Raw genomic sequence first — 16,878 nt, 5'->3', positions numbered from 1 at the left:
TAGCAATCTTTTAGGGAGTGAGTAGCAATGAAAAAAGGAAAAATCATAGTAGTTGGCGGCGGTCTAGCTGGTCTAATGGCAACGATCAAAATCGCGGAAGCAGGGGTACCTGTAGAATTGTTCTCGCTCGTTCCTGTAAAGCGTTCTCACTCTGTCTGCGCGCAAGGTGGGATTAACGGCGCGGTCAATACAAAAGGGGAAGGAGATTCTCCTTGGGAACATTTTGACGACACCGTATATGGCGGCGACTTTTTAGCGAACCAGCCTCCGGTAAAAGCGATGTGTGAGGCAGCGCCGAGCATCATTTATATGCTTGACCGCATGGGGGTCATGTTCAACCGTACTCCTGAAGGGTTGCTTGATTTCCGTCGCTTCGGTGGAACACAGCATCACCGTACCGCATACGCAGGAGCGACAACAGGCCAGCAAATATTGTATGCGCTCGATGAACAAGTGCGGCGCCATGAAGTAGCCGGGCTTGTAACGAAATATGAAGGATGGGAATTTTTAGGTGTTGTTTTAGATGATGAACAAATTTGCCGCGGGATTGTTGCACAAGATTTGAAATCGATGGAAATTAAAGCGTTTCCTGCGGATGCAGTCATCATGGCGACAGGCGGACCGGGAGTCATTTTCGGCAAATCGACCAACTCGATTATCAACATCGGTTCGGCGGCATCGATTGTCTATCAGCAAGGTGCTTATTATGCAAACGGGGAGTTTATCCAAATTCACCCGACGGCGATTCCTGGCGACGATAAATTGCGTTTGATGAGTGAATCGGCCCGCGGGGAAGGTGGAAGAGTCTGGACATATAAAGATGGGAAACCATGGTACTTCCTTGAAGAAAAATATCCAGCCTACGGAAACCTTGTTCCTCGTGATATTGCAGCACGGGAAATTTTCCATGTTTGCGTTGACTTGAAGCTTGGCATCAATGGCGAAAACATGGTATATCTAGATCTTTCTCATAAAGATCCAAAAGAACTCGATGTAAAACTTGGCGGAATTATCGAAATTTATGAGAAATTTATGGGCGAAGACCCTCGCAAAGTACCGATGAAAGTATTCCCAGCTGTGCACTATTCGATGGGCGGTCTATGGGTCGATTATGATCAAATGACAAACATTAAAGGATTATTTGCCGCTGGTGAGTGCGATTACTCGATCCACGGGGCGAACCGACTCGGAGCAAACTCCTTATTATCAGCGATTTATGGTGGTATGATTGCTGGTCCAAATGCTGTCCGCTACATTCGCGGACTCGAGAAATCGGCAGACGCGATGCCGTCATCATTGTACGATCGCTATGTCAAACAAGAAGAAGAACGCTGGAACAACATTTTATCGATGGATGGAACAGAGAACGCATATGTGTTGCATAAAGAGCTTGGCGAATGGATGACCGCAAACGTGACAATCGTCCGCTACAATGACAAGCTGTTGAAAACAGATGAAAAAATTCAAGAATTGCTCGAACGCTATAAAAATATCAGCGTAACGGATACATCCAAATGGAGCAACCAAGGAGCGACATTTATCCGTCAGCTATACAATATGCTTCAACTTGCTCGCGTTATTACATTAGGGGCATACAATCGCAATGAAAGCCGTGGCGCGCACTATAAACCAGAGTTTCCAGAGCGCAATGACGAAGAATGGCTCAAAACAACGATGGCGCGTTATACTCCGGATGGACCAGCGTTCCATTATGAAGATGTCGATGTATCGCTGATTAAACCACGTAAACGCGACTACACGAAAAAGAAAGAGGAAGTGAAATAAACCATGAGCGAGAAAAAAACGATTCGACTCATTATAACACGCCAGGATCGTCCTGATTCTGCGCCATATGAAGAGGAATTTGAAATTCCGTACCGTCCGAATATGAACGTCATTTCTGCGCTGATGGAAATTCGCCGTAATCCTGTTAACGCGAAAGGGCAAAAAACAACCCCAGTTGTATGGGAAATGAACTGTCTTGAAGAAGTATGCGGCGCTTGTTCAATGGTCATTAACGGCAAACCGCGGCAAGCATGTACGGCGTTGATTGATAAATTAGAACAGCCAATCCGTTTGGAACCAATGCGGACGTTCCCAGTCGTGCGTGACTTGCAAGTCGACCGCAGCCGCATGTTTGACTCATTGAAAAAAGTAAAAGCATGGATTCCAATTGACGGAACGTACGACTTAGGTCCTGGTCCGCGCATGCCGGAACGGAAACGGCAATGGGCATACGAACTTTCGAAATGTATGACATGCGGCGTATGTTTAGAAGCATGTCCAAACGTCAACAGCAAATCCAACTTTATCGGCCCAGCACCGCTGTCACAAGTTCGTCTCTTTAATGCCCATCCAACAGGCGCGATGCATAAAGCAGAGCGGCTGAGAGCGATCATGGGAGACGGCGGTTTGGCAAACTGCGGCAACTCGCAAAACTGTGTGCAATCTTGTCCAAAAGGCATTCCACTGACGACGTCCATTGCCGCGCTAAACCGCGAAACAACAATTCAAATGTTCCGCGATTTCTTTGGAAGCGACGAAGTGTAATAATAAAAATCCTCTTCATGGTTTTCATGAGGAGGATTTTTTTCGTGATTGTTTAGAAAAAATACCTATTTTTCTATTAGATAAGCGAAATTCCATCACCGCAACCCTTGCTTTCACATACTATATGGTGAGTAAATACCCATCCGGTAGTTCAGGTCTAGTGAAAGCAAGGAGGGTTACAACACTTGAAGGACAAACCATTTCAACCAAAGCCATTGCTAACCAAGAGAGAAAAAGAGGTATTTGAATTATTAGTTCAAGACAAGACGACGAAAGAAATCGCGAAAGAATTGTTTATTAGCGAAAAAACGGTTCGCAACCATATTTCGAACGCAATGCAAAAGCTTGGAGTAAAGGGGCGCTCGCAAGCAGTTATTGAACTGCTTCGAATGGGGGAGCTTGAACTATAAACAATGCCGGCTAACCTTATTTTTAAGGTAGCCGGTTTGTTATTTTTTAATCGCAAAGTGGTTCTTTCTTCGTTATGTTGGTGAACGGACATGAATTTTTATATTGATTATGGGGAAAAGTGGTGTAAAATGAAATATATCGAATTATGTCGAACGACATAAAAGGATTTGGTTGTCTGACATCGTTCTTGCATTTTTTTAGAAAAACGTTAAAAATAATAAATGTAGTTTTGTAGGGGAGATCGTATGCCGCTTTCGATGGATGAAAAGACTGTTGCAGAATTGGAAAAGTTGCTTCGATATATTGCAGCTAATTTAAAGCAACGCGGCCGTGAAATTTTAACGCAATATCCAATTACGCCGCCGCAATTTGTCGCGCTGCAATGGTTATTGGAAGAAGGGGACTTGACGATCGGCGAATTATCGAACAAAATGTATTTGGCATGCAGCACAACAACCGATCTGGTAGACAGAATGGAGCGGAACGGGCTCGTTGCTAGAGTAAAAGATAAGCATGATCGGCGAGTTGTGCGCATTCATCTCCTTGAAAAAGGAGAACGCATTATTGAGGAAGTCATTGCAAAGCGCCAACACGACTTGGCGCAAATGTTGCAAAATTTTTCTGAAGAAGAAATTGCTTTTTTGAAAAAATGCTTACGCAAATTACATCAAGAAATGAAGAAAGAATGAGGGCGATCACTTGGAAAGACCAATCGGTGTTATTGATTCAGGAGTCGGTGGATTAACGGTTGCAAAAGAAATTATGCGACAATTACCAAAAGAACGGATTATTTATCTTGGAGATACGGCGCGCTGTCCATATGGACCGCGTCCGGAGGAAGAAATTCGTCAATTCACATGGGAAATGACGAATTATTTATTGCAGTATAATATTAAAATGCTGGTGATTGCTTGCAATACAGCAACGGCGATCGTTTTGGACGAAATTCGCAAACAACTCGATATTCCGGTATTAGGCGTCATCCACCCCGGAGCACGTGCCGCGCTGAAAGTAACAAAAAATGGGAACATCGGCGTCATTGGCACCGTTGGTACGGTAAAAAGCGGTGCTTACGAACAGGCATTAAAGTCGATTAATCCCCGTGTCCATGTCGAAAGTTTAGCATGTCCAAAATTTGTGCCGCTTGTAGAGAGCGGAAATTTTGAAGGGGAAGAAGCGCGAAACGTTGTCGCCGAATCCCTGCAGCCGTTCCGATCTAGCAATATCGATGTTCTTATTTTAGGCTGTACTCATTATCCATTGCTAAGCCCGTTGATTCGGGAGTATATGGGAAAACGCGTCAAGCTGATTTGCTCCGGGGTTGAAACGGCCCGTGAAGTTAGTGCAATTTTGCATCATAGCCATCTTCTTTATACGGGACAGCGAGAAGTAGAACATTTATTCTTCACCACAGGGTCAAAGGAGCTGTTCGAAAAAATTGCTTCCAAATGGTTTGGAAAGCCAATTGAACGCGTTCAGACGATTGAATTATAAAAAAATCCTTTAGCCACAAGGCTAAAGGATTTTTTTATTCTATTTTCCCAAAAAGCTCGTATACATAGTAGTACAAACTATGAGTAGGAGGGAATTTTTATGTTCAATCGGGGAACGTGGAAATTAGTCGCATCCGTTGTGACATCGCTGTTATTGCTTAGTGGCTGTGGATTATTTGGAAAGGACGAAGCTGTAAAAGAAATCGATCCACCGCAAGATGTCAGTTACTTAAAAGATGGTAAATCATTGCAAGAAGTAACAAAAGATAAAGCGGGAAAACAAGATGGAGAAAAAGCGGTGGAAACCGTCAAACGAGAACTTTACTTAATTGATAAAAATGGTTTTGTGGTACCGCAAACGGTAGAATTGCCAAAAACAAAGGCGGTAGCGAAGCAAGTGCTCGAATACTTAGTGGAAGACGGTCCTGTTTCAGAAATATTGCCAAACGGATTTCGCGCTGTCTTGCCGGCAGGTACAACAGTGTTAGGGACTAAGTTAGAGAAGGATGGGACGCTTATTGCCGATTTTTCTCCAGAGTTTGCTCATTATAAACCAGAAGACGAGAAAAAAATTTTGCAAGCTATTACATGGACACTGACACAGTTTGATAATGTAAAAAGAGTCAAAATTCGTATTAACGGCTATGACCAAGACGTGATGCCAGTCAACAAAACCCCTATCCAAGGTGGGGTCAGCCGTGAGGATGGGATTAATATGGATGACAGCGGTGTCAATGATATTACAAACACCCATCCAGTTACGGTCTATTTTGTTGAACAGCAAGGAAATGAAACGTACTACGTTCCAGTGACACGGCGCGTGTCCAATAAAGAAAAAGACGATATTACCGCTGCTGTGAACGAGTTAATAAAAGGGCCAAGCTATGGCAGCGGGCTTGTCAGCGAGTTTCAGCCAGATACAAAGCTATTGGAAAAACCAAAATATGAAAACGGAAAGGTGACATTAAACTTTAACGAAGGGATTTACGGCAGCAATAAGAAAAATGTCATTGCTGACGATGTATTAAACTGTCTTGTTTTGTCGCTAACGGAGCAAAAAGGAGTGGAAAGCGTCGCCATTACGGTAAATGGAAAAGCCAATCTAGTAAGGGAAGACGGCAAACCGTTATCCAAACCTGTAACAAGACCAGTAAATATAAATACCGGAAAATTCTAACTGAATGGTAAAAGGATTTATATTATTTCAGAAAAATATGTAATATAGATGGAGTGACTGGCAGTTCCATACAATATTATGATATAAAAAAGAGGTAGACGATGTTCTACCTCTTTCTTTTTATGGCAAAGGAGGCTTTCTCATGAGGATCGATGGCAGAGATAATAAGCAACTGCGCCCTGTACATATGGAGAAACATTTCATTAAGCATGCGGAAGGATCCGTATTGATTACCGTTGGCGATACGAAAGTCATTTGTACGGCGAGCATTGATGATAAAGTGCCTCCGTTTATGCGCGGCGGCGGGAAAGGATGGATTACGGCGGAATATGCAATGCTGCCGAGAGCGACAGAGCAGCGGAATGTGAGGGAGTCCAGCAAAGGAAAAGTGTCAGGACGCACGATGGAAATCCAGCGCCTGATCGGACGAGCGCTTCGTTCCGTTGTGCAATTGGACAAACTGGGCGAAAAAACGGTATGGATTGACTGCGACGTCATTCAAGCAGACGGGGGAACGAGGACCGCATCGATTACAGGAGCATACGTAGCAATGGTATTGGCATTTGCGAAATTAGTCGAGGAAAAGAAAATAGACGAACTTCCTGTCCATGATTTCCTCGCGGCAACATCCGTCGGAATCGATCCGGAACACGGTATTATTCTTGATTTAAACTACAGCGAAGACGCACGAGCCGAAGTTGATATGAACGTGGTGATGACAGGAGAGGGACGCTTTGTTGAAATTCAAGGGACAGGGGAAGAAGCGACGTTTTCCCGCGAACAATTAAATGAGCTATTAGATATGGCGCAATTCGGAATTCAACAGCTGATTGAAATTCAGCGGAGTACGTTAGGGGAGCTTGCTCTGCAAATTGACATGAAACGAAACGGAGAAAGTGGGAGTGCATCATGAAACAAGTCATTATCGCGACAAAAAACGCCGGAAAAACGCGAGAGTTTCAGGCGCTTCTTGGAAAAAGAGGGGTCGAAGTAAAATCGCTTCTTGACTTTCCTGATTGCCCTGATGTAGAAGAAACAGGCAGCACGTTTGCCGAAAATGCGATACTAAAAGCAGAAGCGATGGCACGCTATTTCAACACGATGGTCATTGCCGACGATTCTGGACTGTCGATTGACGCGTTAGGCGGAAGGCCAGGTGTATATTCCGCCCGCTACGCCGGAGAAGAAAAGAACGATCAAAAAAACATCGCCAAAGTGTTATCAGAGTTAGAAGGGGTTCCTTTCGCAAAGCGAACCGCCCGTTTCCATTGCGCACTTGCCGTCGCCGCCCCAGGCCGGCGCACCACGGTTGTCGAGGGAACGTGTGAAGGATACATTACCGAAAAACCGCAAGGAGAAAACGGGTTTGGCTATGATCCGATTTTTTACATCCCACAAAAAGGAAAAACGATGGCACAATTATCGGCGGAAGAGAAAAATCAAATCAGCCATCGGGCCAAAGCGTTAGAAAAATTAGATAAACAGTGGGATGAAATTATAAACGGCAAGGAGTAAGCGAACATGAAAGCATTGATTGTCAGCGATAGCCATGGGTTAACGAACGAGCTAGAAGAAATCGCGGCGCGCCACCGACATGAAGCAAACGTGTTCATTCATTGCGGAGATTCGGAATTGTCCCCTGATCAGAAAGAAATCGCCCATTTCCTCATCGTGCGCGGAAATTGCGATTTCACCGCCGCCTTTCCAAACGAGCGGATCGAAGAGGTGGAAGGCGTCCGCTTTTTCATCACCCACGGCCACCTTTATAACGTCAAAATGTCGTTGCTGAACTTGTACTATCGGGCCAAAGAGGCAAAGGCCAACGTCGTATGTTTCGGCCATTCCCATATTGCGGGAGCTGAAAAAATCGATGATATTTTGTTTATCAATCCAGGCAGCATCTTATTGCCAAGAGGACGAAAAGAAAAGACATACGCACTATTGCAAATAGAAAACGGAAACGCAACCGTGCAATTTTACGGCCTTGATGGAAAAGAAATACCATCGCTTGCCAAAACATTTGCCATGTGAGCGGGGGAGTTCCCCCGCTCTTTCCATCTTGACTTTACTAAAAAAATTTTTTATAATATACACTGTCTTTGACAATAGCAAATTTTTCATGGTTGGAGTGACGAGCTCTACATCCATGAATCTGCTTCGAGTTGTCCCGACGCATCTCGCTTCCTCGAATTAGCTAGCAGAGGAAGGGACAACGAGCCAAAGATGTCCTTAATAACATGAATACCATGTCCCAGTAGCTCAGCTGGATAGAGCAGCGGCCTTCTAAGCCGTCGGTCGGGAGTTCGAATCTCTCCTGGGACGCTGAACAAAACCCTCCTTTTCGGTTTGCCGAAAAGGAGGGTTTCGCTTTTATGCGGACAAAAATTTTTTATGGGCGGAAAACCATTGATTCTATCAATATGTAAGCGCATACAAATAGTCTAACGAATCGAAATATTCAAAAAAATAGTATTGACTCCCTCTTATTTTCGGATTATTATAATTTTCAAACAAATGAAACGAATTCATCATTACCAAGATGCTGAACAATAGAAGCGTCGCACTTATCAAGGAAGAGGGGAACAAAATTGAGTGAACAATGGATCTTTTTAAACGGCGAATTTGTGACAAAAGAAAACGCAAAAATTTCCGTATACGATCACGGCTTTTTATATGGCGACGGTGTATTTGAGGGCATTCGCGTCTATAGCGGCAACGTATTTCGATTGCATGAGCATATAGATCGCCTATACAATTCCGCTAAATCAATTTTACTCACCATTCCTTATACCAAAGAAGAAATAATCGATTATATTGTCGAAACGATACGAAGAAACCAATATCAAGATGCCTACATTCGCCTTGTTGTTTCACGCGGAGTCGGCGACTTAGGACTCGACCCGTATAATTGCAAAACACCGCAAGTAGTGATCATTGCCGAACCGTTAGCATTGTTCCCAAAACAATTATATGAAACAGGGATTGAAGTGGTGACGGTTGCAACGCGAAGAAACCGCTCAGATGTACTCAGTCCGAAAGTAAAATCGCTGAACTATTTGAACAACATCCTTGTCAAAATCGAAGCCCATCTTGCGAATGTAAGCGAAGCACTAATTTTAAACGATCAAGGGTATGTCGCCGAAGGTTCAGGAGATAACGTTTTTATCATTAAAGACAACGTCGTCTATACACCGCCTGGATATGTCGGGGCGCTCGAAGGAATTACACGCCAAGCGATTATCGAGATTGCCCAAGATCTTGGCTATGTCGTAAAAGAAGAGCCGTTTACGCGCCATGACGTTTATGTGGCTGATGAAGTCTTTTTAACCGGAACGGCCGCAGAAGTGATCGCTGTGGTGAAGGTTGATGGACGCGTCATCGGCGAAGGAGTACCAGGACCGCATACAAAGCGGCTGCTAGAAGAATTTAGACGTCGCGTTGTTTCCGAAGGGGTAAAAGTATATCCAACGAATGCGAATGTCGGGTAATGAACCATGATAATTGGATAAGAAAAAGCGTTGAAGAGGATAAGTAGTCAGCGGGGACAACATCCACAGAGAGCCGGGGGAGCTGAAAACCGGTGATGTTGCCGCTTGATGAACTCACCTCTGAGCGCCAGCCTGAACGTCATGCGACTAGTAGGGTTGGACGGGTGGGGCAGCATTTGCTTCACTCGTTACTAAAAAGAGCAATTGAACTTTTTTCAATTGCTCCTGAGGTGGTCGATATGGCCACGAAGAAGGGTGGTACCGCGGAAAGGAAACCTTTTCGCCCCTTTGACCGAAGCAAAGTAGGTCATAGTGGGTGAAAAGGTTTTTTTCATATGTGACGAAAAAGACAGGGGAGGATGGCGCATGACGAGGATGAAAGTAGAGGAAAAGGTAAAAGAAAAAACGAAAATGAGCGGGGCGCTGATGCTCATTGAAGCATTAAAGGCGGAAAAGGTAGAAGTGATTTTCGGATATCCGGGCGGCGCGGTGCTGCCGCTTTATGACAAATTATATCAATCGGGAGTATTCCATGTATTAACAAGACATGAGCAAGGAGCGATTCATGCGGCTGAAGGGTATGCGCGCATTTCCGGAAAGCCGGGGGTGGTGATTGCCACATCGGGGCCGGGAGCAACGAACATTGTGACAGGCTTAACAGACGCAATGATGGATTCGCTGCCGCTTGTCGTGTTTACCGGCCAGGTGGCAACCAGCGTCATTGGATCAGATGCGTTTCAAGAGGCGGATGTCGTCGGGATTACGATGCCAATCACGAAACATAATTACCAAGTGCGGGATATTAGCGAGCTCCCAAAAATTATTAAAGAGGCGTTCCACATTGCTACAACAGGAAGACCCGGCCCGGTGCTTATCGATATTCCAAAAGACATTACGACAGCGGAGGGAGAATTCGATTACGAAGAGGAAGTTCATTTGCCGGGCTATCAGCCGACAACCCAGCCGAACCACTTGCAAATCCGCCGTCTTGTCGAAGCGGTCAGCCAATCGAAAAAACCGGTTATTTTAGCGGGGGCGGGAGTACTGCACGCCAACGCCGCGGACGAATTGCGGCAATATGCGGAACAGCAAAACATCCCAGTTGTTCATACATTGCTAGGATTGGGCGGCTTCCCAGCCGATCATCCGTTGTTTTTAGGCATGGCTGGCATGCATGGAACCTATACAGCAAACATGGCGTTATATGAATGCGATTTGCTTATTAATATCGGAGCAAGATTCGATGATCGCGTAACAGGAAACTTGAAATACTTCGCGCCAAAGGCGACGGTGGCTCACATTGATATTGATCCGGCGGAAATCGGGAAAAACGTGCCGACAAAAATCCCGATCGTCAGCGATGCGAAAGCAGCTTTGCAAGAATTAATTCAGCAGCAAGGAAAGCCAGCGGACACAAGCGCATGGCTGAGCCAGTTAAATGAATGGAAACGGCGGTTTCCGCTTTATTACGAAGAAGACGGACAAACAATTAAACCGCAAAAACTAGTGGAAATGATTTATGAATTAACGGACGGGGAAGCCATTATTACTACCGACGTCGGCCAGCATCAAATGTGGGCGGCGCAATACTACAAGTTTAATAAACCGCATCGCTGGGTGACTTCCGGCGGGCTCGGAACGATGGGATTCGGCCTCCCAGCGGCGATCGGCGCTCAATTGGCGGATCGAAACGCTACGGTTGTTTCCATTGTCGGCGATGGCGGTTTTCAAATGACATTCCAAGAGTTATCGGTTATTCAAGAGCTGCAATTGCCAATTAAAGTGGTCATCGTCAATAATCAAGCGCTCGGCATGGTTCGCCAATGGCAGGAACTTTTTTACGAAAAACGATATTCTCATTCTCTCATTCCAAATCAGCCGGATTTCGTAAAACTAGCAGAGGCATACAATATGCCTGGCTTCCGAGCGAAAACGGAGGCGGAAGCAATGGAGGTACTGAAAAAAGCATTTGCGATCGACGGTCCGGTTTTACTTGATTTCCATGTGAAAGCGGATGAAAACGTCTATCCAATGGTCGCGCCTGGAAAAGGATTGCATGAAATGGTGGGGGTGAAAGCGTGCGGAGAATCATCACAATGACTGTCAATAATCGTCCTGGTGTTCTCAACCGCATTACCGGGTTATTTACAAAGCGGCATTATAACATTGAAAGCATTACGGTTGGCCATACAGAAATCGAAGGAATTTCCCGCATGACTTTTGTCGTCAATGTCGAAGATGAGCGGACGGCCGAGCAAATTATTAAGCAGCTGAATAAGCAAATTGATGTGCTCAAAGTCAACGATATTACCGACCAAGCGATCGTCGCGCGCGAGCTGGCGCTGGTGAAAGTATCGGTGACTCCTGCGCTTCGCCAAGAAATTTATACATTGATTGAACCGTTTCGCGCTTCAGTCGTTGACGTTAGTAAAGATAGCCTTGTGATTCAAGTTACAGGTGAGTCGGAAAAAGTCGAAGCGCTGATTGAACTGTTACGGCCTTATGGCATCAAAGAAGTGGCAAGAACTGGAACAACGGCGTTTACACGCGGCTCTCAAAAAACAGCCGCTACCTATAAAACTGCTTTCATTATCTAAAAAACTACAAAAAAGGAGAGATGAACAGTGGCAAAAGTTTACTATAACGGAGATGCAAATGAAAAATATTTACAATCAAAAACGGTGGCGATTATCGGCTATGGTTCGCAAGGCCACGCCCATGCACAAAACCTGCGTGACAGTGGAGTGAATGTAGTTGTCGGTCTTCGCCGAGGAAAGTCGTGGGAGCAGGCAGAAAAAGACGGCTTTGCCGTATATAGCGTCCGCGAAGCGGCAAAACGAGCAGATATTGTGATGGTGCTGCTGCCGGATGAAAAACAGCCAAGTGTGTACAAAGAAGAGATCGAACCAGAGCTTCAGCCGGGAAATGCGCTAGTCTTTGCGCACGGATTTAACATTCACTTTAGCCAAATTGTTCCTCCTGAACATGTTGATGTCTTTTTAGTCGCGCCGAAAGGTCCAGGACATTTAGTGCGCCGCACCTATACAGAAGGAGCAGGCGTGCCGGCATTAATTGCGGTACATCAAGATGTAACGGGAGAAGCAAAAGAAACGGCGCTCGCCTACGCAAAAGCAATCGGCGCGACAAGAGCGGGAGTTCTGGAAACAACGTTTAAAGAAGAAACAGAAACGGATTTGTTCGGTGAACAAGCGGTATTGTGCGGAGGATTAACCGCTCTCATTAAAGCCGGATTTGAAACGCTTGTTGAAGCAGGGTATCAGCCAGAAGTAGCCTACTTTGAATGTCTGCACGAAATGAAATTAATTGTCGATTTGCTCTACGAAGGCGGCCTTGCGTGGATGCGCCATTCGATTTCCGATACGGCGCAGTGGGGAGATTTCATTTCTGGGCCACGAATCATCAATGATGCGGTGAAAGCAGAAATGAAAAACGTTCTTCATGACATTCAAACAGGCAAATTCGCCAAAGGCTGGATTTTGGAAAATCAAGCGAACCGTCCAGAGTTTAACGCGATCAACCGGCGTGAAAACGAACACCTCATTGAAATTGTCGGACGCCAATTGCGCAGCATGATGCCGTTTGTCAAATCAAAACAGAAAGATGTGGTGGTCACGAGTGCGAAAAATTAATATTTTCGATACGACATTGCGTGACGGTGAGCAGTCGGCTGGAGTGAATTTGAATTTGCAAGAAAAACTGGAGATCGCCCGCCAGCTTGAACGGCTTCGCGTTGACATCATTGAAGCGGGCTTTCCTGCCGCTTCAAAGGGGGATTTCCAAGCGGTCAAACAAATTGCGGAAACGATCAAAACATGCTCTGTCACCGGGCTTTCCCGCTTGGTACAGAGCGATATTGATACGGCGTGGGAAGCGTTAAAAGGCGGAGCGGAGCCGCGACTCCATCTCTTCATTGCCACATCTCCGATTCATATGATTCATAAATTGCGGATGACGCCGGAACAAGTCATTGAAGCGGCGGTAGAATCAGTCAAATATGCGAAACGCTATTTTCCGATTGTACAATGGTCGGCGGAAGACGCCTGCCGCAGTGAACTTCCGTTTTTGGCCAAGATTGTTACAGAAGTGATCAAAGCGGGGGCGACGGTCATTAATATCCCAGATACAGTAGGGTATATTACTCCGAAAGAATACGGAAATATTTTCACTTTTTTACGAAATAATGTTCCGAATATTGAAAAAGTATCTCTTTCAGCCCATTGCCATGATGATTTAGGAATGGCGGTCGTCAACTCTTTATCCGCTATTGAGCACGGGGCAACGCAAGTGGAAGGAACGATCAACGGAATCGGTGAACGGGCAGGAAACGCGGCGCTCGAGGAAATTGCGGTCGCGCTTTACATCCGCAAAGATTACTACCAGGCGGAAACACGTCTGAACCTGCAAGAGATTAAGCGGACGAGCAATTTAGTGAGCAAATTGACCGGCATGGTCATTCCGCCAAATAAAGCGGTCGTCGGCAAAAATGCGTTTGCCCACGAATCGGGAATCCATCAGGATGGCGTGCTAAAAGAAAAAACAACGTACGAAATTATTTCGCCGGAACTTGTCGGTGTTCAATCGAACTCGATGGTGCTTGGCAAACATTCCGGACGGCACGCATTGCGCAACCGTGTGGAAGAGCTCGGTTATACCTTGTCCGATGAAGAAATTAATCAATTGTTCGTACGCTTTAAAGAGCTTGCCGATAAGAAAAAGGACATTACCGATGATGATTTAGTCGCACTGATTTTTGAAGAAAAATTTGACCACTTTAAAGATTTTTATCAATTATCTTCGATTCAAGTCCAATATGGCACGAAGCAAATTCCGACTGCGGTGGTTGTGCTAAAAGACGGACAAGGAAACGAGATTCAAGAAGCGGCTACGGGAGCGGGCAGCGTCGAAGCATTGTATAACACGTTAGAACGCTGTTTTAAAACGTCGGTTACATTGCTTGACTATCGGATTGAATCGGTCGGCGGCGGACGCGATGCGCTTGCGCAGGTGTTTGTGAAAGTGCGGGTGAACGACATCGAAACAAGCGGACGTGGCACGGCTCAGGATGTGCTCGAAGCATCCGCAAAAGCCTATATTAACGCTGTTAACCGTGTATTTATGATTGAAACGATGCGTACGGAAAACCAAAAAGTCGCTATGCAATAAAACGGAGGGGAAACAGCATGGGAAATTATCGGATTGCCGTATTGCCGGGAGACGGAATCGGTAAAGAAGTAACAAAGGGAGCTGTTGAAGTTTTAAAGGCGATTGAAACTCGTTTTGGGCATCATTTTGAGTTTGCATATGGATGGATTGGTGGGGCTGCCGTTGACCAAAAAGGTACGCCGCTTCCAGAGGAAACGCTTGCTCTTTGCCGGAAAAGCGACGCGGTATTGCTCGGGGCAGTCGGCGGTCCGAAATGGGATCAACATCCTCCACATCTGCGTCCGGAAAAAGGATTATTGCAAATTCGCAAAGAGATGAATTTGTTTGCCAATTTGCGTCCCGTCAAATTTTACGATAGTTTAACGGATTCTTCGCCATTAAAACAGGAAGTCATTCAAGGAGTCGACTTCGTCATCGTCCGCGAATTGACTGGAGGGCTCTATTTCGGCAAGCCAAGCGGACGAATGGTCGAAAATGGAGAAGAAAAAGCAGTAGATACGCTTCTATATAAAAAGGAAGAAATTAAACGAATTGTGAAAGTAGCGTTTGAACTGGCGCGCAAACGGAAGAAGAAAGTGACATCGGTCGATAAAGCGAATGTGCTGGCGTCGAGCAGAATGTGGCGGGAGATTGCCGAAGAAGTAGCGCAAGAGTTTCCAGACGTCACGCTTGAGCATATGCTTGTCGACAATGCGGCCATGCAGCTGATCCGTTCTCCGCAGCAATTTGATGTGGTCGTGACGGAAAACATGTTTGGCGATATTTTAAGCGATGAGGCATCGATGCTGACCGGTTCGCTTGGCATGCTTCCGTCGGCAAGTTTGTCAGCTTCAGGACCGAGTTTGTATGAGCCGATTCATGGTTCTGCACCGGATATTGCCGGGCAAAATAAAGCAAATCCGATTGCGACCATTTTATCGGCCGCGATGATGCTCCGTCTTTCTTTCGGGCTTTCCAAAGAAGCGGAGGCGGTGGAAAAAGCGGTGCAGCAAGTATTGGCGGCGGGATTGCGGACGGCGGATATCGCGCAGAAAGGGCAACGAGCGGTTTCTACCGATGAAATGGTAAATGAAATTAAAGCGACAATTTTAGACCATCAAACGATTTCCCACATCATGGCTGTATACGCATAAAACATGCGAGGTGAAAGCAGTGAAGCCGAAAACGATTATTGATAAGATTTGGGAAAACCATGTCGTCTACCGGGAAGACGGAAAGCCGGATTTGCTTTATATCGACTTGCATTTAGTGCACGAAGTCACCTCTCCGCAGGCGTTTGAGGGATTGCGGCAAAAAGGGCGGAAAGTGCGCCGCCCTGATTTGACTTTCGCCACCATGGATCATAACGTTCCAACGGTGAATCGCTTTGTTATTGCCGATGAAGTGGCGAGAAATCAAATTGCCGCACTAGAACGCAACTGCCGCGAATTTTTGATTCCGCTTGCCGATTTGTATAGTGAAGAACAAGGAATTGTCCACGTCATCGGTCCGGAGCTTGGTTTGACACAGCCAGGCAAAACGATTGTTTGCGGGGACAGCCACACATCCACACATGGAGCGTTTGGGGCGCTCGCTTTCGGAATTGGAACGAGCGAAGTCGAACATGTGCTTGCCACACAGACGCTCTGGCAGCATAAGCCAAAAACGCTGCAAATCCGTATCGACGGAAAATTAGGTGAAGGGGTTACGGCAAAAGATGTTATTCTGGCGATTATCGGGCGTTATGGGGTTGGCGTCGGCACCGGATATATCATCGAATTTACCGGTGAAGTCATTCGCAATATGTCGATGGAAGAAAGAATGACGATTTGCAACATGTCGATTGAAGCGGGAGCGCGCGCCGGCCTAGTAAGTCCGGATGAAACGACATTCGCGTATTTGCGTGGCCGAAAATACGCACCGAAGGGGGAAGAGTTTGAAAAAGCGGTGGAACGCTGGCGCGCTTTGGCAACCGATGAAGGAGCCGAATACGATAAAACGATTAAAATAGATGCCTCCACGATTGCGCCAATGGTCACGTGGGGAACCAATCCGTCGATGAGCACCTCTGTCGATGGAACGGTGCCATATCCGGAAGAGTTTGCGAGCGAAACGGAACAAAAAGCCGTGCGCCGCGCGTTAGAATATATGGGGTTAAAGCCGGGGACCCCGATTACGGAAATTCCGGTGCAGCACGTTTTCATCGGTTCCTGTACGAACTCGCGCATCAGCGACTTGCGCGAAGCCGCAAAAATCGTGAAAGGGAAAAAAGTGGCGAAAGGAGTGCGCGCCCTCGTCGTGCCGGGATCGCAGCAAGTGAAAAAACAGGCGGAAGAAGAAGGATTGGCGCAAATTTTCATCGATGCGGGATTCGAATGGCGTGACTCCGGCTGCAGCGCCTGTTTAGGGATGAACCCGGATATTATTCCGGAAGGGGAGCATTGCGCTTCCACATCGAACCGAAACTTTGAAGGACGGCAAGGAAAAGGAGCAAGAACGCATTTAGTCAGCCCAGCGATGGCGGCGGCTGCAGCGGTTTACGGACATTTTGTCGATGTGCGCAAATTGGAGAAGGAACCGGTCCATTAAGGAGGGA

16 protein-coding genes, 1 tRNA gene and 1 other annotated feature are annotated in these 16,878 nt (G+C 46.2%); all 17 genes read left to right on the top strand.

Annotated features, from left to right (window positions below):
- The first annotated feature begins 27 nt into the window (after positions 1 to 27).
- Complete coding sequence (gene sdhA, locus BDD39_RS11015; RefSeq protein WP_166910607.1) at positions 28 to 1,785, top strand: succinate dehydrogenase flavoprotein subunit; 1,758 nt, start codon at positions 28 to 30, stop codon at positions 1,783 to 1,785.
- Positions 1,786 to 1,788: 3 nt separating this feature from the next.
- Positions 1,789 to 2,550, top strand: coding sequence for a succinate dehydrogenase iron-sulfur subunit (gene sdhB, locus BDD39_RS11010; RefSeq protein WP_166910605.1), 762 nt, complete (start codon positions 1,789 to 1,791; stop codon positions 2,548 to 2,550).
- Between the two features lie 185 nt (positions 2,551 to 2,735).
- Positions 2,736 to 2,960, top strand: a complete 225-nt coding sequence (locus BDD39_RS11005; RefSeq protein ID WP_166910603.1) for a helix-turn-helix domain-containing protein — start codon at positions 2,736 to 2,738, stop codon at positions 2,958 to 2,960.
- A 246-nt stretch (positions 2,961 to 3,206) separates the two neighbouring features.
- Complete coding sequence (locus BDD39_RS11000) at positions 3,207 to 3,650, top strand: MarR family winged helix-turn-helix transcriptional regulator (RefSeq protein ID WP_166910601.1); 444 nt, start codon at positions 3,207 to 3,209, stop codon at positions 3,648 to 3,650.
- Positions 3,651 to 3,660: 10 nt separating this feature from the next.
- A complete protein-coding gene (gene racE, locus BDD39_RS10995; protein ID WP_166910599.1) occupies positions 3,661 to 4,455 on the top strand; it encodes a glutamate racemase in 795 nt (264 codons plus the stop codon).
- A 99-nt stretch (positions 4,456 to 4,554) separates the two neighbouring features.
- Positions 4,555 to 5,631 carry a GerMN domain-containing protein gene (locus tag BDD39_RS10990; protein WP_166910597.1) on the top strand — a complete coding sequence of 359 codons (1,077 nt, stop codon included), beginning with the start codon at positions 4,555 to 4,557 and terminating at the stop codon, positions 5,629 to 5,631.
- 142 nt (positions 5,632 to 5,773) lie between these two features.
- A complete protein-coding gene (gene rph, locus BDD39_RS10985) occupies positions 5,774 to 6,544 on the top strand; it encodes a ribonuclease PH (protein ID WP_166910595.1) in 771 nt (256 codons plus the stop codon).
- Positions 6,541 to 7,146, top strand: a complete 606-nt coding sequence (locus tag BDD39_RS10980) for an XTP/dITP diphosphatase (protein WP_166910594.1) — start codon at positions 6,541 to 6,543, stop codon at positions 7,144 to 7,146. Before rph ends, BDD39_RS10980 begins: the two co-directional genes overlap by 4 nt.
- A 6-nt stretch (positions 7,147 to 7,152) precedes the next feature.
- Positions 7,153 to 7,662 (top strand): metallophosphoesterase family protein, encoded by a 510-nt coding sequence (locus tag BDD39_RS10975; RefSeq protein ID WP_166910592.1) that lies wholly within the window; start codon positions 7,153 to 7,155, stop codon positions 7,660 to 7,662.
- 217 nt (positions 7,663 to 7,879) lie between these two features.
- A tRNA-Arg gene (locus BDD39_RS10970) sits at positions 7,880 to 7,953 on the top strand.
- 266 nt (positions 7,954 to 8,219) lie between these two features.
- Positions 8,220 to 9,119 (top strand): branched-chain-amino-acid transaminase, encoded by a 900-nt coding sequence (gene ilvE / locus BDD39_RS10965; protein WP_166910590.1) that lies wholly within the window; start codon positions 8,220 to 8,222, stop codon positions 9,117 to 9,119.
- Between the two features lie 21 nt (positions 9,120 to 9,140).
- Positions 9,141 to 9,410 (top strand) — a binding site (T-box leader).
- Positions 9,411 to 9,485: 75 nt separating this feature from the next.
- Positions 9,486 to 11,219 carry an acetolactate synthase large subunit gene (gene ilvB, locus BDD39_RS10960; protein WP_166910588.1) on the top strand — a complete coding sequence of 578 codons (1,734 nt, stop codon included), beginning with the start codon at positions 9,486 to 9,488 and terminating at the stop codon, positions 11,217 to 11,219.
- Positions 11,198 to 11,716, top strand: coding sequence for an acetolactate synthase small subunit (gene ilvN / locus BDD39_RS10955; protein WP_341801465.1), 519 nt, complete (start codon positions 11,198 to 11,200; stop codon positions 11,714 to 11,716). The genes ilvB and ilvN overlap by 22 nt, the downstream gene beginning before the upstream one ends.
- 27 nt (positions 11,717 to 11,743) lie before the next feature.
- Entirely contained in the window at positions 11,744 to 12,769 is a 1,026-nt protein-coding gene (gene ilvC / locus BDD39_RS10950; protein ID WP_166910586.1) for a ketol-acid reductoisomerase, read from the top strand.
- On the top strand, positions 12,756 to 14,303 hold the full coding sequence (locus BDD39_RS10945) for a 2-isopropylmalate synthase (protein WP_166910584.1): 1,548 nt from the start codon (positions 12,756 to 12,758) through the stop codon (positions 14,301 to 14,303). Before ilvC ends, BDD39_RS10945 begins: the two co-directional genes overlap by 14 nt.
- A 17-nt stretch (positions 14,304 to 14,320) precedes the next feature.
- Positions 14,321 to 15,436 (top strand): 3-isopropylmalate dehydrogenase, encoded by a 1,116-nt coding sequence (gene leuB, locus BDD39_RS10940; protein WP_166910582.1) that lies wholly within the window; start codon positions 14,321 to 14,323, stop codon positions 15,434 to 15,436.
- Between the two features lie 19 nt (positions 15,437 to 15,455).
- Positions 15,456 to 16,871 (top strand): 3-isopropylmalate dehydratase large subunit, encoded by a 1,416-nt coding sequence (leuC, locus tag BDD39_RS10935; RefSeq protein WP_166910580.1) that lies wholly within the window; start codon positions 15,456 to 15,458, stop codon positions 16,869 to 16,871.
- The last annotated feature ends 7 nt before the right edge of the window (positions 16,872 to 16,878 follow it).

The organism is Saccharococcus thermophilus (assembly GCF_011761475.1).
In the GTDB taxonomy this organism is placed as follows: domain Bacteria; phylum Bacillota; class Bacilli; order Bacillales; family Anoxybacillaceae; genus Saccharococcus; species Saccharococcus thermophilus.
This window is presented reverse-complemented; position numbering and strand designations above follow the sequence as displayed.